The sequence below is a fragment of the Pseudomonas sp. m6p genome (genome assembly GCF_055760375.1).
The window spans coordinates 5,125,267-5,144,282 of the sequence record NZ_CM147084.1 but is presented as its reverse complement, the minus strand read 5'-3'; the positions used below and the strand labels follow the sequence as shown (position 1 = coordinate 5,144,282).

Sequence of the window (19,016 nt, the reverse complement as noted above, 5' to 3'; positions counted from 1 at the left end):
GAGCGAGCCTGCTCGCGAAGAGGCCTCAAAATCCCTAAAGATTCCAGATCTGCCGGAGCCCTCCATGTCGCTGCCCATCTTCCTGACCATCGAGGCCGGCCTGCAAGCCGAACAAGACTTGCTCGCTTCCGTCTGCGCCGGCGACGCCGAATTTGGTCTGCTGTTCTGGCAACCCAGCGATAACGCCCTGGTCATGCCACGCCGCCTCAATCGTCTGCCCGGTTTCGATCACGCCTGCGAAGTCTCCGCTGCAGCCGGTTGGCCAGTTTTGCTGCGAGAAACCGGCGGTGAACCGGTCCCGCAGTCCTCCTCAACGATCAACATCGCACTGGTCTACGCCCCGCCCCGCAGCGAGGGCGATCTGAACCGCATCGAAACCGGCTATCGGCGTCTGTGCGATCCAATCTGTGAGTTGCTGGATGAGTTGGGCGGCACATCGTCGTTGGGCGAAATCGACGGTGCATTCTGTGACGGCCGCTTCAACGTCAATCTCGACGGCCGCAAGATGGTCGGCACTGCTCAGCGCTGGCGCCAGAGTCAGGGCGGTCAGCGTCCGGTGGGATTGGTGCACGGGGCAATGTTGATCGATAACGAGCGCGAGTCGATGGTCGCGGCGGTCAATCGTTTCAATGAAGCTTGCGGTCTGGAGCAGCGAGTGCGGGCTGAAAGCCACATTGCCCTGCATGAGAAGTTCGTCGCGCCAAATGCTTTGGCGCGTCTGGATGAGTTGTTTCGACGGATGCTGGCGCAGGTCTACAGCGCCTGATTCGGCGCGCTTAGCGGGTGCCGAAGACCACCATGGTCTTGCCTTTCACATCGACCAGGTTGCGTTCTTCAAGATCCTTGAGCACGCGACCGACCATCTCCCGCGAACAACCGACAATCCGCCCGATTTCTTGACGGGTCACCTTGATCTGCATGCCGTCCGGGTGAGTCATTGCGTCAGGCTGTTTGCACAACTCCAGCAGGCAACGGGCAACACGACCGGTAACGTCGAAGAACGCCAGATCGCCGACCTTGCGCGTGGTATTGCGCAGACGTTGTGCGATTTGTCCGCTGAGGACGTAAAGAATGTCGGGATCCTGCTGTGACAGTTCGCGGAACTTCACATAACTGATTTCGGCGATTTCACATTCAACCTTGGCCCGCACCCAGGCGCTGCGTTGCTGTTCCTGGCCTGCCTGCTCAAACAAACCCAGCTCGCCAAAGAAATCCCCGGCGTTGAGGTAGGCGATGATCATTTCGCGGCCGTCGTCATCTTCGATCAGGATCGTGACCGAACCCTTGATGATGAAGTACAGCGTGTCCGAACGATCGCCGGCGCAGATGATGTTGCTTTTGGCCGCATGGCGACGGCGTTGGCAATGCATCAACAGTTTGTCGAGGTTTTTGATTTTGGGTGTGGGGGTAATAGCAACCATGGTTGTATCCCGAAAAGACTGCACGGTGATGTTTGATTTTTATATGAGGCGCTGAAGGCGGTCGCTACACAGGCTGACAATTGGCGCCAGCGAATTGGCGCCAGCTTACCAGACACTTCGTCGAAAATTCGAGAAATTACCTACGCAGCATAGGCATCCTTCCCAGGAACGCGGGGCGCTGTCAGAGCAAAGGCCTGTGCTAAGCTGGCGACCCTTTTTTCTACAGTGGAGTCTTGGCGATGAAGGCACGCATCCAATGGGCTGGCGAAGCCATGTTCCTCGGCGAATCCGGTAGCGGTCATGTTGTGGTCATGGACGGACCACCGGACGCCGGTGGTCGTAATCTGGGTGTTCGCCCGATGGAAATGCTCCTGCTGGGCGTTGGCGGTTGCAGCAACTTCGACGTGGTCAGCATCCTGAAGAAGTCGCGTCAGGCGGTTGAAAGCTGCGAAGCGTTCCTCGAAGCCGAGCGAGCGACCGAAGATCCGAAGGTGTTCACCAAGATCCACATGCACTTCGTGGTCAAGGGCCGTGGCCTGAAAGAAGCCCAGGTCAAGCGCGCCATCGAACTGTCTGCCGAGAAGTATTGCTCGGCCTCGATCATGCTCGGCGCGGCCGGCGTGGCGATCACTCACGATTATGAAATCGTCGAGCTCGGTTGAATCGACATTCAACTATCATAAAAGCAGTGCAGACTCTGGCGATCCCTCGCTGACGTCTGCATAATGCGCCACTTTTTTCAGGGCAGTGATCGGTCAACCGACGGATCGTCCGCCTGAACAGATAACCAAAATCGCCATCGCGAAGAGGTGTTAACCGTCCTACGCAGGTGCGTTGTTCGCACTTGACGGGCATGCTTGATCACGCGGCTGCGCCGCATACATAGAGAGTTTTTAACGGTGAAAAGCAAACTCAAGCTCCACGGGTTCAATAACCTGACAAAGACCTTGAGCTTCAACATCTATGACATCTGCTACGCGGAAACCCCGCAAGACCAGCAGGCTTACGTCGAGTACATCAATCAAGAGTACAACGCCGAACGCCTGACGCAGATCCTCACGGAAGTTGTCGAAATCATTGGTGCCAACATTCTGAACATCGCGAGTCAGAACTATGAGCCTCAGGGTGCCAGCGTCACGATTCTGATCTCGGAAGAGCCGGTGACCCCGACTGACAGCCAGATCGAAGAGTCCCCGGGTCCATTGCCCGAAATCATCCTTGCCCACCTCGACAAGAGCCACATCACGGTGCATACCTATCCGGAAATCCATCCGGACGCCGGTATTGCTACGTTCCGTGTGGACATTGATGTGTCGACCTGTGGTGTCATTTCACCGCTTAAAGCGCTCAACTTCCTCATTCACCAGTTCGATTCGGACATCGTGACTGTGGATTACCGTGTGCGCGGTTTCACCCGTGACGTTGAAGGCAACAAGCACTTCATCGACCACGAGATCAACTCGATCCAGAACTACCTTTCCGAAGACACCCGCGACGCGTACCAGATGACCGACGTGAACGTGTACCAGGAAAACCTGTTCCACACCAAAATGCTGCTGAAGAACTTCGAACTGGACAACTACCTGTTCGGCGACGCCACCAGCAACCTGTCCGCTGAGCAGCGGGCTCAGGTGACCGAGCGTGTGAAACACGAAATGCTGGAAATCTTCTACGCGCGCAACATGCCGGCGTAAGATTCCCGGGCACAAAAAAAGGCGACTACCGTGCGGTAGTCGCCTTTTTTATTGCCGAAACAGAACCCTGTGGGAGCGAGCTTGCTCGCGAAGGGGCCCTGCCAGACAACACTGAAGTCAGATCCTGTAGGTACTCTTGGTCATCACCTTCGCCAACAGACTCATCCCGAACTTCACCGGCGCCGGAAAGCGGAAACCACCCGCATCCAGTGCACTCTCCGCATGATGCTCTTCATCAATGCGCATCTGCTCCAGAATCGCCCGGGATTTCTCGTCCTCGGCGGGCAATTGCTCAAGGTGTTCATTCAGATGCTTGCACACCTGATGCTCGGTAGCCGCGACGAAACCAAGGCTGACCTTGTCGCTGATCAGACCGGCCACGGCGCCAATGCCGAACGACATTCCATAGAACAGCGGATTGAGCACGCTGGTATGGCTGCCCAGCTGATGGATGCGCTGTTCGCACCACACCAGATGGTCGATTTCCTCTTCGGCGGCGTGCTCCATGGCGGCACGCACCTGCGGCAACTTGGCGGTCAGCGCCTGACCTTGGTACAGCGCTTGGGCGCACACTTCACCAGTGTGGTTGATGCGCATCAGGCCGGCGACGTGGCGAGTGTCTTCATCGCTCATCTGCACTTCCGGCTGCACAATCGCTGGCGATGGACGGTACGGCTGACCACTGAAAGGCAGCAGGGTACGCATCGCGGCATCGGCTTGCAGCAGAAGACGGTCAATCGGCGAGTAGTGACGTTGGGTAGTCATGCTGACCTCCGGGAAAAATCTCGACCGCCAGTTTAACCGAATCGGCCGGGGAAGGTTTGCGCTGGGTCATCAGTCACACGGGATGTGCTTTTTGCTTTATGCAGGAGCTGCCGAAGACTGCGATCTTTTGTTCTTGTTTTTGATTCTCGAAGATCAAAAGATCGCAGCCTTCGGCAGCTCCTGCACAGGTTTGCTGGTATCAGCCCGGCGGCCAGTTCATCTGGCGCTGACCGAGTACATGCATATGAATGTGATAGACGGTCTGTCCACCTTTTTCATTGCAGTTCATCACCACCCGGAAGCCTTCCTCGCAGCCCAGTTCCAGCGCCAGACGCTGGGCGGTGAACAGGATGTGCCCGGCCAGTGCCTTGTCGTCTTCGGTCAGGTCGTTGAGGGTGCGCACCGGTTTCTTCGGGATCACCAGAAAGTGCACCGGTGCCTGAGGGGCGATGTCGTGGAACGCCAGAACCTGGTCGTCTTCGTAAATGATCTTGGCCGGGATTTCCCGGTTAATGATCTTGGTGAACAGAGTATCCACTGCTGTTTTCTCCGTTGTGGGGGCTGGCCTGAGTGTACTCATGGGAAATGACCCCGCCCAGTGTTTTGCCGTAGGACCGTTCAGCGCGGGCAGTAAGCCTTGTTGACCATGCCGACGAGGGTGCGATTGAGCCAGCGCGAGCCGAGGCGCGGCAGGAACGCCAGCCAGCGGTTGCGTCGTCCCGGGATAATGATTGCGCGGTTTTTCTCCAGCGCACGCACGGTGTACAGCGCGACTTCCTCGGGGCTCATCAGCAGTTTGCTGTCCTTGAGTTTGTCGCCGTTGAGCTGCGCGGTGCGGAAAAAAGCGGTGCGGGTCGGGCCGGGGCAGAGCACCGAAACCTTGACCGCGCTCTGTTTCAGTTCAACCCGCAGCGCCTCGGAGAAGTGCAAAACGTAAGCCTTGCTGGCGTAGTAAGTGCTCATCCACGGACCGGGATTGAACGCTGCCACTGAGGCGACGTTGAGGATCTGCCCGCCGCCCTGCAGCGCCATGCTGTTGCCGATGGCATGGCACAGACGGGTGAGGGCGAGGATGTTGACTTCGATCAGGTCCTGCTCGGTCATCCAGTCCTGGGCGAGGAATGGGCCGCAGGTCCCGATGCCGGCGCAATTGACCAGCAGATCGATTTGCCGGTCGCCTTCTTCCAGCTCCAGCAGGAAGCCGGACAAGCGCAATGGCTCGCCCAGATCACAGGCGCGGAACAAGACTTCCACGCCAAAGCGCTGGGTCAGTTCGATCGCGATACTTTCCAGCTGATCACGCTGGCGAGCCACCAGAATCAGGCTGCGGCCACGTCGGGCCAGCGCTTCGGCCATGGCCAGGCCGATGCCGCTGGAGGCGCCAGTGATCAGAGCGTAACGGGTCATGCAATTCTCCATCGCAACAGCTCCACGCCAGCGACGCAGGTGTCACGGCGGAGAGCGTTGTTCATTCTTTCGCAGAGTCTACAGGGGCCGGGGCCGCTTCGGCTGCATCGTCCACGGAATTCGCAGGTTCAGTTTCGACCTCGACTTCATCGGTGGTGACCGAGCCGCTTTCATAGCTGCTCTCAAGGTTGGTTTCATATTCTTGCTGAATGGCCGAAATACCGCCGAGCATGCCGCCGGCAAATACCAGGGCGAAGAACACGATCCACAACGAGCACAGCACTTTGACCGCAGTACTGTTGGGCGGTGGCGGCGGCCCGTAGCGGTTGGCCCCGGTGTTGCCCGGCACGACCATGATCACCAGCGGGAAGAAGCTGCCCACGAACGGCACCAGATTCAGCAGCCAGAGCCAGCCGGACCAGCCGATGTCGTGCAGGCGCTGCACACTGAACAGAATGCTGACAATGATGAAGCCCAGGAACAGGAAGAACGCGAGTATCCCGCCGATGATCAGGCCGGTGGTTGAGTCGCCGCTGACCAGTCCGAGCCCGATAAACGCGAATATCGCCACGATCGGCAGAGTCACCAGGCTCAGCACCATGGTCCAGGCCAAAAAGCGCAGGCGACCGATCCGGCCTTCGACACTGAAGGGCTTGAGGGCGGCGAATGCTGGCAGGTTTTCGCCGACGTTGGCCCGAGGGGGCGCATAAGGTGATGCGGGTTCGTTGAAGGTCGCCGGTTGCTCATGCACGTCCGCAAGACTCAGTTCAATCGCCGTTTCGCTTTCGATCCGCGCATCGATCCCGGTCTTGCTCAGTGCTTGCAGATAGGTCTGCGCATCGCTGTGGGTCAGGTCGCGTTTGAGGGCGACGGTGCTGCCGTTGAACAGGCGCTCGATGGCGGCAACATCGCTTTTGAACAGGGCCGCCAGATTGAGCTTGGCGGTGGTGAGATCGACACCGGGCTGTAGAGCACCGTCGAAAACGATCTTGTAGCGAGGTTCGCTCATGGCCGAGGCATCCTTGTCGCGAATGAATTGAAGGTCAGCAAGTGTAAGGCCAGTCACTCGAAGACTGGCCTGAATTTTCTCAGCGTGGCCAACGCTTCGGCAACTGCGCCGCATGCTCCAGCGCCTGACGATATTCCGCGTCGAGCCGGGCGATCAACTGATCCACGCTCGGCAGGTCGTCAATCTGGCCAACGCCCTGGCCGGCCGACCACACGGTCTTCCAAGCCTTGGCTTCGTCGTTGATCGGTTTGAGCTTGTCGCCAAAATTGACTTCGCCCTTGCCCTGCAGTGCGGCCATGTCGAAACCAGCAGCTTCCAGACTTTGGCGCATGAAGCTCGCCGGTACGCCAGAGACCGCAGGCGTATGAATGATGTCCGCCGCTTTCGCTGTCAGCAGCATGTCCTTGTAGGCGTCAGGCGCATGGCTTTCGGTAGTGCCGATAAATCGTGTGCCGAAGTAGGCCAGATCCGCGCCAAGCAGTTGTGCAGCCAAAATCTCATGGCCGTGGTTCAGACATCCGGCAAGCAGCAGGGTTTTATCGAAGAACTCGCGGATCTCGGCGATCAGCGCAAATGGGCTCCAGGTGCCGGCATGGCCACCGGCACCCGCCGCAACCGCGATCAAACCGTCGACTCCGGCTTCGGCGGCTTTCTCGGCATGCCGACGCGTGGTCACGTCGTGGAACACCAGGCCGCCGTAGCTGTGCACGGCATCGACCAGTTCCTTCACTGCGCCGAGGCTGGTGATGACAATCGGCACCTTGTGCTCGACGCAGATGTTCAGATCCGCCTGCAGGCGCGGATTGCTGTTGTGCACGATCAGGTTCACTGCATACGGCGCCGGGTTGTCCAGTGTCGCCAGGCCCGCTTCAATCTGCTCCAGCCAGGCCTTGAAGCCGCTGCTTTCACGCTGGTTGAGCGCCGGGAAGCTGCCGACCACACCGTTACGGCAGCAGGCGAGCACCAGCTCCGGGTTGGAGATCAGGAACATCGGCGCCGCCACTACCGGCAAGCGCAGACGTTGTTCGAGCAGAGCGGGCAGCGACATTGGAAATCCCCCGAGGTGTGATGCTGTTATGAAGTTAGAACGGCTTGACCACGACCAGAATTACGATAGCCAGCAATATCAGAACCGGCACTTCATTGAACCAGCGATAAAAGACATGGCTGCGGGTGTTCTCGCCACGGGCGAAGCGTTTTACCTGCGCGCCGCACATGTGGTGGTAGCCGATCAGCAGAACCACCAGGGTCAGCTTGGCGTGAATCCAGCCGCCCATACTGAAGATGCCTGGATTGAGGTAGATCAGCCAGCCGCCGAAGATCAGCGTTGCGATCATCGCCGGACCCATGATGCCGCGATACAGCTTGCGCTCCATGAGGCTGAAGCGTTCTTTGCTGATCGTATCTTCACTTTGCGCGTGATAAACGAACAGCCGCGGCAAGTAGAACAGCCCGGCAAACCAGCAGACGACGCTGACGATGTGAAACGCTTTGATCCATAGATAGAGCATTTTTGGTTATTCCCAGGTTCACGGTAGCCGGGATAGTAGAGGCTTGAGCGTCCGCACGTCACCTTGATGGTTGTCGCAGGGGCGCGCGGCCCCTATTATCGACGGCTTTCCAGTGGGTTCGTTGAGGGCAGGTTTATGGTCAAGGTCGGTATCGTCGGCGGCACGGGTTACACCGGTGTCGAACTGCTGCGTCTGTTGGCACAGCATCCGCAGGCAGAAGTGGTGGTGATCACTTCCCGATCCGAGGCCGGTCTGGCCGTGGCTGACATGTACCCGAACCTGCGCGGTCACTACGACGGTCTGGCGTTCAGCGTGCCGGACATCAAAACCCTGGGCGCGTGTGATGTGGTGTTCTTCGCCACCCCGCACGGCGTTGCTCATGCGTTGGCCGGTGAACTGCTGGCGGCGGGCACCAAGGTCATCGACCTGTCCGCGGACTTCCGTTTGCAGGACGCTGAAGAATGGGCCAAATGGTACGGCCAGCCACACGGCGCGCCCGAGTTGCTGGACGAGGCGGTCTACGGCCTGCCGGAAGTCAATCGCGAGCAGATCAAAAAAGCGCGTCTGATCGCTGTGCCGGGTTGCTACCCAACCGCTACGCAGTTGGGTTTCCTGCCGCTGCTTGAAGCGGGTCTGGCTGACACTTCGCGGCTGATCGCCGACTGCAAATCAGGTGTCAGCGGTGCCGGTCGCGGCGCATCTGTAGGCTCGCTGTACTCTGAGACGTCGGAAAGCATGAAGGCTTATGCGGTCAAAGGTCACCGTCATCTGCCGGAAATTCGCCAGGGTCTGCGTCGCGCTGCGGGCAAGGATGTCGGTCTGACCTTCGTTCCGCACCTGACGCCGATGATCCGTGGCATTCACTCCACGCTCTACGCGACCGTGGTTGATCGTTCGGTGGATCTGCAGGCTCTGTTCGAAAAGCGTTATGCCAACGAGCCGTTCGTCGACGTGATGCCGGCCGGCAGCCATCCGGAAACCCGCAGCGTGCGTGGCGCCAACGTCTGCCGCATTGCAGTGCATCGTCCGCAGGATGGTGATCTGGTGGTGGTGCTGTCGGTGATCGACAACCTGGTCAAAGGCGCGTCGGGTCAGGCGGTGCAGAACATGAATATCCTGTTCGGCCTGGATGAGCGCTTCGGCCTGTCCCACGCCGGCATGCTGCCGTAACACGTTCGGCAACACAGCAAAAAGGCCCGTCTAACGGGCCTTTTTGCATTCTGGGCAGTTGGTCGGGTTTATTGATATACCGTAACAATAGTTGACCGATTTTCTAGGACAAGCGGATAATGCGCGTCATCACGCATTATGGCGGCGTAACGCCGGGAGATAGTCAGCATGAGCGTCGAATCCTTCACCCCCACGGCTTTGCAATTCACCCAAGGTGCTGCGCACAAGGTGAAGAGCCTGGTCGATGAAGAGGGGAATGATCGCTTGAAGCTGCGCGTATTCGTTACGGGCGGCGGTTGTTCAGGGTTTCAGTACGGCTTCACCTTCGATGAAGATGTGGCCGAGGACGACACCATCGTCGAGCGCGAAGGCGTGAGCCTGGTGGTGGATCCGATGAGCTTCCAGTATCTGGCGGGTGCCGAAGTGGATTACCAGGAAGGTCTGGAAGGTTCGCGCTTTGTGATCAAGAACCCGAACGCCACCACTACTTGTGGTTGCGGCTCTTCGTTCTCGATCTGATCGCTCCTCGCTGCACACAACAAAACGCCGCAGAGCCTTACGGTTCTGCGGCGTTTTTTGTTGCCTGCGTTTTGCTCAGTTGGGGTAGATGGCGCCGAGTACCCGCAGACCTTTGGCGCCCGTGACGCTCGGGCGGTTGGCAGCAATGCCTTCGAGGCAGCAATGAGCAAGCCAGGCGAAGGCCATGGCCTCGACCCAGTCCGGATCGACACCGTGAGTAGCAGTGCTGGCGACGATAGCGTTCGGCAGCAGATCGGCCAGACGCTTCATCAGCGTGGCGTTATGAGCGCCGCCGCCGCAGACCAGCATTTCCCGGGTATCGGCTTGAGCGCTTTGCAGCGACTCGACGATGGTCAGTGCCGTCAGTTCCAGCAATGTTGCCTGGACGTTTTCAGCAGCAAAGGTTGGCAGTCTGGATAGGTGTTGTTGCAGCCACGGCAGGTTGAACACTTCGCGGCCAGTGCTCTTCGGGCCCTTTGTCACGAAGAACGGGTCGCTGAGCAGCGCTGTCAGCAAGGTGGGCTCGACCGTACCGCTGGCTGCCCACTGACCGTTGCGATCATAGTTCTCGCCGCGTTGCTGATGAATCCAGGCATCCATCAGCACATTTCCGGGGCCACAGTCGAAACCGGCTACAGGCCGCGTTGGCTCTATCAGGCTCAGATTGCTGAAACCGCCGACATTCAAGACGGCACGGTTACCGCTACGCTCTTCGAACAAAGCTTCATGGAAGGCTGGCACCAGCGGCGCGCCCTGGCCGCCGGCGGCCACGTCGCGGCTGCGGAAGTCGCTGACCACGGTAATACCGGTCAGCTCCGTGAGAAGCGCAGGATTGCCGATCTGTACGGTGAAGCCACGAGCGGGCTCATGGCGAATGGTCTGGCCGTGGCTGCCGATTGCACGAATGGCGTCAGGATTGAGTTGCTGCTGATCAAGTAGGGTATGGATGCCCTGCGCGGCGAGTTTTACCCAGTGCTGTTGGGCGATCGCCGAGCGGGCGATCTCGTCAGGGCCGCTGGCGCACAAGCCAAGCAGCTCGGCGCGCAGGGATTCAGGCATGGGGATGTAGTGCGTGGCGATCAGTTTGATCGCCGAGGTTTGCTCGATCAGGGCGATGTCCAGCCCGTCGAGACTGGTGCCGGACATCACGCCGATATAAAGAGCCATGGCTTAGCGCTTGCTCGAAGCCAGCATGGTGGCCTTCTCTTGATCCATGCGCGCCATCAGCGGCTGGCTCTGCGCAAGGAAACGTGCGCGTTCGGACTTGGCGATCGGATCCGCCATCGGCAGCTTCTGGCCCAATGGGTCGACGTGAACACCGTTGACCTGGAACTCATAGTGCAAGTGCGGGCCGGTAGACAGGCCGGTGGTACCAATGTAACCGATCACTTGGCCCTGCTTGACGCTGCCGCCGGTTTTCACGCCTTTGGCGAAGCCTTGCATGTGGCCATACAGCGTGCGGTAGGTGTTGCCGTGCTGGATGATCACCGTGTTGCCGTAGCCACCGCGGCGGCCGGCCAGCAGCACTTTACCGTCACCGGCCGCCTTGATCGGCGTACCGCGCGGGGCTGCGTAATCGACACCTTTGTGGGCGCGGATCTTGTTGAGGATCGGGTGTTTGCGGCCCATGGAGAATTTGGAACTGATGCGGGCGAAGTCCACCGGTGTGCGGATGAATGCCTTGCGCATGCTGTTGCCATCGGCGGTGTAATAGCTGCTGTTGCCTTGTTTGTTGGTGTAACGCACGGCGGTGTAGGTCTTGCCGCGGTTGGTGAAGCGCGCCGACAGAATCGGGCCAGTACCGACGGCTTTGCCGTTGACCACTTTCTGCTCGTAGATCACGTCGAATTCGTCGCCCTGACGGATGTCCTGAGCGAAGTCGACGTCGTAGCCAAATACGCTGGCCATGTCCATGGTCAGACTGTGGGACAGGCCTGCGCGGGCAGCGGATTGTGACAGGGAGCTATTGATCACGCCGTGCACGTAAGCCGTGCGAACGGTCGGTTTTGCGGTGACGCGGTTGAATGCATAGCCCTTGTCGTTCTTGGTCAGGGTGATGGTTTCAACGTCGCTGACCTTGCTGTGCAGGCTGGTCAGTTGGCCTTGCGGGTCCAGTTCGAACTCAAGCTTCTGGCCGTGCTTGAGCTGGCTGAATTGTTTGGCTTGCTTGTCGCTCGCCAGGACTTCATGCACGGCGGCGGCTGGCAGACCGACTTTCTCGAACAATGTAGAGAGCGTATCGCCTTTGGAGACAACGACTTCGCGGTGTCCTGGAGCTTTTGGTTTTTCGGCAACCGGAGTGGGCGCAGATGCGGCTTCAGCGGTTTGCGGAGTGTTTTCGGTGCTGTTTTCGATCTGGGCGAAAGGTGAGGCTACTGGCTCATTTGTGGCTTGAGCCGCGTCAGCAGCGTCTTGATCTTGTGTCAGTTGTTCAGCAGGACTTTCCAGTTCAAGGCTCAGGGTCGTCTTTTTGGCTTCAACATCACTGGAAGGGAATACCAGGAGCGCCAGGCTGAGAAGGGCGGCGATTCCACTCGCGGCGAGCAGGTGGGTCTTCGGGTAAAGCGGTGGCGCTTTAGACGGTTCAGTGGTCATAAGTATTTTTGACTTTGAAAAAAGATGAATTGGAAAAGATGAATGACATGATGAAGATGAAATAACTGTATAAAATATAACCAAATCATCCCCGAAGCAAGTCTACAGACACCCTGTCTGCAGATTGGTGTCCGTGCGCCGGGCAAAACTTGTAATTGGTGCACGATCTTGTATGGTTGGTTCCCTTTGAATCTGAGCCTTGCGGGTCTGTTATGAAGTCGGTTGAAGAGCAGCTAGCGCTGATTAAACGTGGTGCGGAAGAACTATTGGTCGAGTCCGAGCTGATCGAGAAGCTCAAGCGCGGCCAGCCGCTGCGTATCAAGGCTGGTTTCGATCCAACCGCCCCGGATCTGCACTTGGGTCACACCGTGCTTATTAATAAGCTGCGCCAGTTCCAGGAATTGGGGCATCAAGTGATCTTCCTTATTGGTGACTTCACCGGAATGATCGGTGATCCAAGCGGCAAGAGTGCGACTCGTCCTCCTTTGACTCGCGAGCAGGTTCTGGAAAACGCCGAAACGTACAAGACTCAAGTGTTCAAGATTCTTGATCCGGCGAAAACCGAAGTTGCATTCAACTCCACCTGGATGGATCAGATGGGGCCGGCGGACTTCATTCGTCTGACTTCGCAATACACTGTCGCGCGTATGCTGGAGCGTGATGACTTCGACAAGCGTTACACCACCAATCAGCCGATCGCTATTCATGAGTTCCTCTATCCGCTGGTTCAGGGTTATGACTCGGTTGCTCTGCGCGCGGATGTCGAGCTGGGCGGTACCGATCAGAAGTTCAACCTGCTGATGGGGCGTGAGCTGCAGCGTGGATATGGCCAGGAAGCTCAATGCATTCTGACCATGCCGTTGCTCGAGGGGCTGGATGGCGTGAAGAAGATGTCCAAGTCGTTGGGCAATTACGTCGGTATCCAGGAGGCGCCAGGTGTCATGTACGGCAAGCTGGTTTCGATTCCGGATGCGCTGATGTGGCGTTACTTTGAGCTGCTCAGCTTCCGTTCGATGGATGAGATCAATGCCTTGCGTGCAGATGTGGAGGCGGGGGCCAACCCGCGCGACATCAAGATCAAGCTGGCGGAAGAGATTGTTGCGCGTTTCCACGGTGAGGAGGCTGCGGCCAATGCTCATCGGGCTGCAGGTAACCGTATGAAGGATGGTGAGTTGCCGGATGATCTGCCGGAGATCGAGCTGGCCTCTGCTGAGGATATGCCAATTGCCGCCGTCCTTAATAAAGCAGGCCTGGTGAAGAACTCGGCGGCGGCGCGCGATCTGTTGGCTTCCGGTGGTGTGCGTGTTGACGGTGAGGTGGTTGATCGCTCCTTTATATATGTACTGGGTGCGACTCACGTCTGTCAGGCGGGCAAGAAGGCGTTTGCGCGCATCACGCTGAAATCTGAATAAAGTTTGAAATAAGGGTTGACGGCGAATTTTAGAAGTCTATAATTCGCCCCACTTCCGGCGCAGTCGAAACGGAAAACTCCTTGAGATTCAATGAGTTGCGCGGTTTTCGATAGCGGCTTGCTTCAGTTCATCGAAGCCTGGAAGGAGTTGAAAGAGCGGTGATGTTTGGCTCTTTGGACGGTTCGATCTTCTCGGTCGAAAGCGGAGAAAAAGAGGTGTTGACAGCAGCGTGTAACGCTGTAGAATTCGCCTCCCGCTAACGAGAGATCGGAAGCGCAAGTGGTTGAAGTTGTTGAAGAATTCTTCGAAAACTTCTGAAAATAATCACTTGACAGCAAATGAGGCTGCTGTAGAATGCGCGCCTCGGTTGAGACGAAAGATCTTAACCAACCGCTCTTTAACAACTGAATCAAGCAATTCGTGTGGGTGCTTGTGGAGTCAGACTGATAGTCAACAAGATTATCAGCATCACAAGTTACTCCGCGAGAAATCAAAGATGTAACCAACGATTGCTGAGCCAAGTTTAGGGTTTCTTAAAAACCCAAAGATGTTTGAACTGAAGAGTTTGATCATGGCTCAGATTGAACGCTGGCGGCAGGCCTAACACATGCAAGTCGAGCGGATGAAAGGAGCTTGCTCCTGGATTCAGCGGCGGACGGGTGAGTAATGCCTAGGAATCTGCCTGGTAGTGGGGGACAACGTTTCGAAAGGAACGCTAATACCGCATACGTCCTACGGGAGAAAGCAGGGGACCTTCGGGCCTTGCGCTATCAGATGAGCCTAGGTCGGATTAGCTAGTTGGTGAGGTAATGGCTCACCAAGGCGACGATCCGTAACTGGTCTGAGAGGATGATCAGTCACACTGGAACTGAGACACGGTCCAGACTCCTACGGGAGGCAGCAGTGGGGAATATTGGACAATGGGCGAAAGCCTGATCCAGCCATGCCGCGTGTGTGAAGAAGGTCTTCGGATTGTAAAGCACTTTAAGTTGGGAGGAAGGGTTGTAGATTAATACTCTGCAATTTTGACGTTACCGACAGAATAAGCACCGGCTAACTCTGTGCCAGCAGCCGCGGTAATACAGAGGGTGCAAGCGTTAATCGGAATTACTGGGCGTAAAGCGCGCGTAGGTGGTTTGTTAAGTTGGATGTGAAATCCCCGGGCTCAACCTGGGAACTGCATCCAAAACTGGCAAGCTAGAGTATGGTAGAGGGTGGTGGAATTTCCTGTGTAGCGGTGAAATGCGTAGATATAGGAAGGAACACCAGTGGCGAAGGCGACCACCTGGACTGATACTGACACTGAGGTGCGAAAGCGTGGGGAGCAAACAGGATTAGATACCCTGGTAGTCCACGCCGTAAACGATGTCAACTAGCCGTTGGGAGCCTTGAGCTCTTAGTGGCGCAGCTAACGCATTAAGTTGACCGCCTGGGGAGTACGGCCGCAAGGTTAAAACTCAAATGAATTGACGGGGGCCCGCACAAGCGGTGGAGCATGTGGTTTAATTCGAAGCAACGCGAAGAACCTTACCAGGCCTTGACATCCAATGAACTTTCCAGAGATGGATTGGTGCCTTCGGGAACATTGAGACAGGTGCTGCATGGCTGTCGTCAGCTCGTGTCGTGAGATGTTGGGTTAAGTCCCGTAACGAGCGCAACCCTTGTCCTTAGTTACCAGCACGTTATGGTGGGCACTCTAAGGAGACTGCCGGTGACAAACCGGAGGAAGGTGGGGATGACGTCAAGTCATCATGGCCCTTACGGCCTGGGCTACACACGTGCTACAATGGTCGGTACAGAGGGTTGCCAAGCCGCGAGGTGGAGCTAATCCCACAAAACCGATCGTAGTCCGGATCGCAGTCTGCAACTCGACTGCGTGAAGTCGGAATCGCTAGTAATCGCGAATCAGAATGTCGCGGTGAATACGTTCCCGGGCCTTGTACACACCGCCCGTCACACCATGGGAGTGGGTTGCACCAGAAGTAGCTAGTCTAACCTTCGGGAGGACGGTTACCACGGTGTGATTCATGACTGGGGTGAAGTCGTAACAAGGTAGCCGTAGGGGAACCTGCGGCTGGATCACCTCCTTAATCGACGACATCAGCTGCTCCATAAGTTCCCACACGAATTGCTTGATTCATTGAAGAAGACGATAGAAGCAGCTTTAAGCTCCAAGCTGATAGCTCTGAGCTAATCAGTTACGCGCTCGAAATTGGGTCTGTAGCTCAGTTGGTTAGAGCGCACCCCTGATAAGGGTGAGGTCGGCAGTTCGAATCTGCCCAGACCCACCAATTTTGTATGGGGCCATAGCTCAGCTGGGAGAGCGCCTGCCTTGCACGCAGGAGGTCAGCGGTTCGATCCCGCTTGGCTCCACCATTAACTGCTTCTGCTTGTTAGAGCTTAGAAATGAATATTCCGGTGCGAATATTGATTTCTAGTCTTTGATTAGATCGTTCTTTAAAAATTTGGGTATGTGATAGAAAGATAGACTGAACGTTACTTTCACTGGTAACGGATCAGGCTAAGGTAAAATTTGTGAGTGACTCTTAAGAGTTTTGCGAATTTTCGGCGAATGTCGTCTTCACAGTATAACCAGATTGCTTGGGGTTATATGGTCAAGTGAAGAAGCGCATACGGTGGATGCCTTGGCAGTCAGAGGCGATGAAAGACGTGGTAGCCTGCGAAAAGCTTCGGGGAGTCGGCAAACAGACTTTGATCCGGAGATGTCTGAATGGGGGAACCCAGCCATCATAAGATGGTTATCTTGTACTGAATACATAGGTGCAAGAGGCGAACCAGGGGAACTGAAACATCTAAGTACCCTGAGGAAAAGAAATCAACCGAGATTCCCTTAGTAGTGGCGAGCGAACGGGGACTAGCCCTTAAGTGGCTTTGAGATTAGCGGAACGCTCTGGAAAGTGCGGCCATAGTGGGTGATAGCCCTGTACGCGAAAGTCTCTTAGTCATGAAATCGAGTAGGACGGAGCACGAGAAACTTTGTCTGAATATGGGGGGACCATCCTCCAAGGCTAAATACTACTGACTGACCGATAGTGAACTAGTACCGTGAGGGAAAGGCGAAAAGAACCCCGGAGAGGGGAGTGAAATAGATCCTGAAACCGTATGCGTACAAGCAGTGGGAGCAGACTTTGTTCTGTGACTGCGTACCTTTTGTATAATGGGTCAGCGACTTATTTTCAGTGGCGAGCTTAACCGAATAGGGGAGGCGTAGCGAAAGCGAGTCTTAATAGGGCGTCTAGTCGCTGGGAATAGACCCGAAACCGGGCGATCTATCCATGGGCAGGTTGAAGGTTAGGTAACACTGACTGGAGGACCGAACCGACTACCGTTGAAAAGTTAGCGGATGACCTGTGGATCGGAGTGAAAGGCTAATCAAGCTCGGAGATAGCTGGTTCTCCTCGAAAGCTATTTAGGTAGCGCCTCATGTATCACTGTAGGGGGTAGAGCACTGTTTCGGCTAGGGGGTCATCCCGACTTACCAAACCGATGCAAACTCCGAATACCTACAAGTGCCGAGCATGGGAGACACACGGCGGGTGCTAACGTCCGTCGTGAAAAGGGAAACAACCCAGACCGTCAGCTAAGGTCCCAAAGTTATGGTTAAGTGGGAAACGATGTGGGAAGGCTTAGACAGCTAGGAGGTTGGCTTAGAAGCAGCCACCCTTTAAAGAAAGCGTAATAGCTCACTAGTCGAGTCGGCCTGCGCGGAAGATGTAACGGGGCTCAAACCATACACCGAAGCTACGGGTATCACGCAAGTGATGCGGTAGAGGAGCGTTCTGTAAGCCTGTGAAGGTGAGTTGAGAAGCTTGCTGGAGGTATCAGAAGTGCGAATGCTGACATGAGTAACGACAATGGGTGTGAAAAACACCCACGCCGAAAGACCAAGGTTTCCTGCGCAACGTTAATCGACGCAGGGTTAGTCGGTCCCTAAGGCGAGGCTGAAAAGCGTAGTCGATGGAAAACAGGTTAATATTCCTGTACTTCTGGTTATTGCGATGGAGGGACGGAGAAGGCTAGGCCAGCTTGGCGTTGGTTGTCCAAGTTTAAGGTGGTAGGCTGAGATCTTAGGTAAATCCGGGATCTTAAGGCCGAGAGCTGATGACGAGTTACCTTTCAGGTGACGAAGTGGTTGATGCCATGCTTCCAAGAAAAGCTTCTAAGCTTCAGATAACCAGGAACCGTACCCCAAACCGACACAGGTGGTTGGGTAGAGAATACCAAGGCGCTTGAGAGAACTCGGGTGAAGGAACTAGGCAAAATGGCACCGTAACTTCGGGAGAAGGTGCGCCGGTGAGGGTGAAGGACTTGCTCCGTAAGCTCATGCCGGTCGAAGATACCAGGCCGCTGCGACTGTTTATTAAAAACACAGCACTCTGCAAACACGAAAGTGGACGTATAGGGTGTGACGCCTGCCCGGTGCCGGAAGGTTAATTGATGGGGTTAGCTAACGCGAAGCTCTTGATCGAAGCCCCGGTAAACGGCGGCCGTAACTATAACGGTCCTAAGGTAGCGAAATTCCTTGTCGGGTAAGTTCCGACCTGCACGAATGGCGTAACGATGGCGGCGCTGTCTCCACCCGAGACTCAGTGAAATTGAAATCGCTGTGAAGATGCAGTGTATCCGCGGCTAGACGGAAAGACCCCGTGAACCTTTACTATAGCTTTGCACTGGACTTTGAATTTGCTTGTGTAGGATAGGTGGGAGGCTTTGAAGCGTGGACGCCAGTTCGCGTGGAGCCATCCTTGAAATACCACCCTGGCAACTTTGAGGTTCTAACTCAGGTCCGTTATCCGGATCGAGGACAGTGTATGGTGGGTAGTTTGACTGGGGCGGTCTCCTCCTAAAGAGTAACGGAGGAGTACGAAGGTGCGCTCAGACCGGTCGGAAATCGGTCGTAGAGTATAAAGGCAAAAGCGCGCTTGACTGCGAGACAGACACGTCGAGCAGGTACGAAAGTAGGTCTTAGTGATCCGGTGGTTCTGTATGGAAGGGCCATCGCTCAACGGATAAAAGGTACTCCGGGGATAACAGGCTGATACCGCCCAAGAGTTCATATCGACGGCGGTGTTTGGCACCTCGATGTCGGCTCATCACATCCTGGGGCTGAAGCCGGTCCCAAGGGTATGGCTGTTCGCCATTTAAAGTGGTACGCGAGCTGGGTTTAGAACGTCGTGAGACAGTTCGGTCCCTATCTGCCGTGGACGTTTGAGATTTGAGAGGGGCTGCTCCTAGTACGAGAGGACCGGAGTGGACGAACCTCTGGTGTTCCGGTTGTCACGCCAGTGGCATTGCCGGGTAGCTATGTTCGGGAAAGATAACCGCTGAAAGCATCTAAGCGGGAAACTTGCCTCAAGATGAGATCTCACTGGAACCTTGAGTTCCCTGAAGGGCCGTCGAAGACTACGACGTTGATAGGTTGGGTGTGTAAGCGCTGTGAGGCGTTGAGCTAACCAATACTAATTGCCCGTGAGGCTTGACCATATAACACC

Annotated in this window: 15 protein-coding genes, 2 tRNA genes and 2 rRNA genes; 10 read left to right on the top strand and 9 right to left on the bottom strand. The window is 56.3% G+C overall.

Going from position 1 to position 19,016, the window contains the following annotated elements:
- Positions 1-64: 64 nt before the first annotated feature.
- Positions 65-766: a lipoate--protein ligase family protein gene (locus ACYZUM_RS23555; protein ID WP_108183972.1), complete on the top strand. Its 702-nt coding sequence runs from the start codon at positions 65-67 to the stop codon at positions 764-766.
- Between the two features lie 10 nt (positions 767-776).
- On the opposite strand, the gene crp is transcribed toward ACYZUM_RS23555, so the two are convergent.
- Positions 777-1,421 carry a cAMP-activated global transcriptional regulator CRP gene (crp, locus tag ACYZUM_RS23550; protein ID WP_007966430.1) on the bottom strand — a complete coding sequence of 215 codons (645 nt, stop codon included), beginning with the start codon at positions 1,419-1,421 and terminating at the stop codon, positions 777-779.
- A 239-nt stretch (positions 1,422-1,660) separates the two neighbouring features.
- Here crp and ACYZUM_RS23545 point away from each other — a divergent pair, with 239 nt between their 5' ends.
- Both ACYZUM_RS23545 and speD read left to right on the top strand, forming a co-directional pair.
- Positions 1,661-2,083, top strand: coding sequence for an OsmC family protein (locus ACYZUM_RS23545; RefSeq protein WP_003228794.1), 423 nt, complete (start codon positions 1,661-1,663; stop codon positions 2,081-2,083).
- A gap of 237 nt (positions 2,084-2,320) precedes the next feature.
- The gene (speD, locus tag ACYZUM_RS23540) at positions 2,321-3,115 is read left to right on the top strand and encodes an adenosylmethionine decarboxylase (RefSeq protein WP_047296949.1); all 795 of its coding nucleotides are present in this window, start codon (positions 2,321-2,323) and stop codon (positions 3,113-3,115) included.
- A gap of 117 nt (positions 3,116-3,232) precedes the next feature.
- On the opposite strand, the gene coq7 is transcribed toward speD, so the two are convergent.
- The 6 genes from coq7 to hemJ form a co-directional block, all read right to left on the bottom strand.
- Positions 3,233-3,880: a 2-polyprenyl-3-methyl-6-methoxy-1,4-benzoquinone monooxygenase gene (coq7, locus tag ACYZUM_RS23535; RefSeq protein ID WP_007966428.1), complete on the bottom strand. Its 648-nt coding sequence runs from the start codon at positions 3,878-3,880 to the stop codon at positions 3,233-3,235.
- Between the two features lie 199 nt (positions 3,881-4,079).
- On the bottom strand, positions 4,080-4,418 hold the full coding sequence (locus tag ACYZUM_RS23530; protein ID WP_003228789.1) for a histidine triad nucleotide-binding protein: 339 nt from the start codon (positions 4,416-4,418) through the stop codon (positions 4,080-4,082).
- Positions 4,419-4,498: 80 nt separating this feature from the next.
- On the bottom strand, positions 4,499-5,287 hold the full coding sequence (locus tag ACYZUM_RS23525; RefSeq protein ID WP_108183971.1) for an SDR family NAD(P)-dependent oxidoreductase: 789 nt from the start codon (positions 5,285-5,287) through the stop codon (positions 4,499-4,501).
- 61 nt (positions 5,288-5,348) lie between these two features.
- Positions 5,349-6,296, bottom strand: coding sequence for a DUF805 domain-containing protein (locus tag ACYZUM_RS23520; RefSeq protein WP_041070139.1), 948 nt, complete (start codon positions 6,294-6,296; stop codon positions 5,349-5,351).
- Positions 6,297-6,375: 79 nt separating this feature from the next.
- Positions 6,376-7,344 carry an NAD(P)H-dependent flavin oxidoreductase gene (locus ACYZUM_RS23515; RefSeq protein WP_108183970.1) on the bottom strand — a complete coding sequence of 323 codons (969 nt, stop codon included), beginning with the start codon at positions 7,342-7,344 and terminating at the stop codon, positions 6,376-6,378.
- Positions 7,345-7,378: 34 nt separating this feature from the next.
- Positions 7,379-7,807: a protoporphyrinogen oxidase HemJ gene (hemJ, locus tag ACYZUM_RS23510; protein WP_041070145.1), complete on the bottom strand. Its 429-nt coding sequence runs from the start codon at positions 7,805-7,807 to the stop codon at positions 7,379-7,381.
- 135 nt (positions 7,808-7,942) lie between these two features.
- Between hemJ and argC the strand changes: the two genes are divergently transcribed.
- Complete coding sequence (gene argC / locus ACYZUM_RS23505; RefSeq protein WP_047296942.1) at positions 7,943-8,977, top strand: N-acetyl-gamma-glutamyl-phosphate reductase; 1,035 nt, start codon at positions 7,943-7,945, stop codon at positions 8,975-8,977.
- Positions 8,978-9,145: 168 nt separating this feature from the next.
- The gene (gene erpA / locus ACYZUM_RS23500) at positions 9,146-9,496 is read left to right on the top strand and encodes an iron-sulfur cluster insertion protein ErpA (RefSeq protein ID WP_003228776.1); all 351 of its coding nucleotides are present in this window, start codon (positions 9,146-9,148) and stop codon (positions 9,494-9,496) included.
- A 75-nt stretch (positions 9,497-9,571) separates the two neighbouring features.
- Here erpA and ACYZUM_RS23495 read toward each other — a convergent pair whose 3' ends face one another.
- Positions 9,572-10,663 carry an anhydro-N-acetylmuramic acid kinase gene (locus ACYZUM_RS23495; protein WP_108183969.1) on the bottom strand — a complete coding sequence of 364 codons (1,092 nt, stop codon included), beginning with the start codon at positions 10,661-10,663 and terminating at the stop codon, positions 9,572-9,574.
- A 3-nt stretch (positions 10,664-10,666) separates the two neighbouring features.
- Entirely contained in the window at positions 10,667-12,091 is a 1,425-nt protein-coding gene (locus ACYZUM_RS23490) for a peptidoglycan DD-metalloendopeptidase family protein (RefSeq protein ID WP_108183968.1), read from the bottom strand.
- A 212-nt stretch (positions 12,092-12,303) separates the two neighbouring features.
- On the opposite strand from ACYZUM_RS23490, the gene tyrS reads away from it, so the two are divergent.
- From tyrS to ACYZUM_RS23465, 5 genes are all read left to right on the top strand, one after another.
- The gene (tyrS, locus tag ACYZUM_RS23485) at positions 12,304-13,503 is read left to right on the top strand and encodes a tyrosine--tRNA ligase (RefSeq protein ID WP_041070157.1); all 1,200 of its coding nucleotides are present in this window, start codon (positions 12,304-12,306) and stop codon (positions 13,501-13,503) included.
- 553 nt (positions 13,504-14,056) lie between these two features.
- Positions 14,057-15,593 (top strand): 16S ribosomal RNA (locus tag ACYZUM_RS23480).
- A 124-nt stretch (positions 15,594-15,717) separates the two neighbouring features.
- Positions 15,718-15,794: transfer RNA gene (locus ACYZUM_RS23475), tRNA-Ile, on the top strand.
- Positions 15,795-15,803: 9 nt separating this feature from the next.
- Positions 15,804-15,879 (top strand) — tRNA-Ala (locus ACYZUM_RS23470).
- Positions 15,880-16,116: 237 nt separating this feature from the next.
- Positions 16,117-19,008, top strand: a 23S ribosomal RNA gene (locus ACYZUM_RS23465).
- The 16S and 23S rRNA genes sit together here with 2 tRNA genes alongside, the layout of an rRNA operon.
- Positions 19,009-19,016 lie beyond the last annotated feature (8 nt).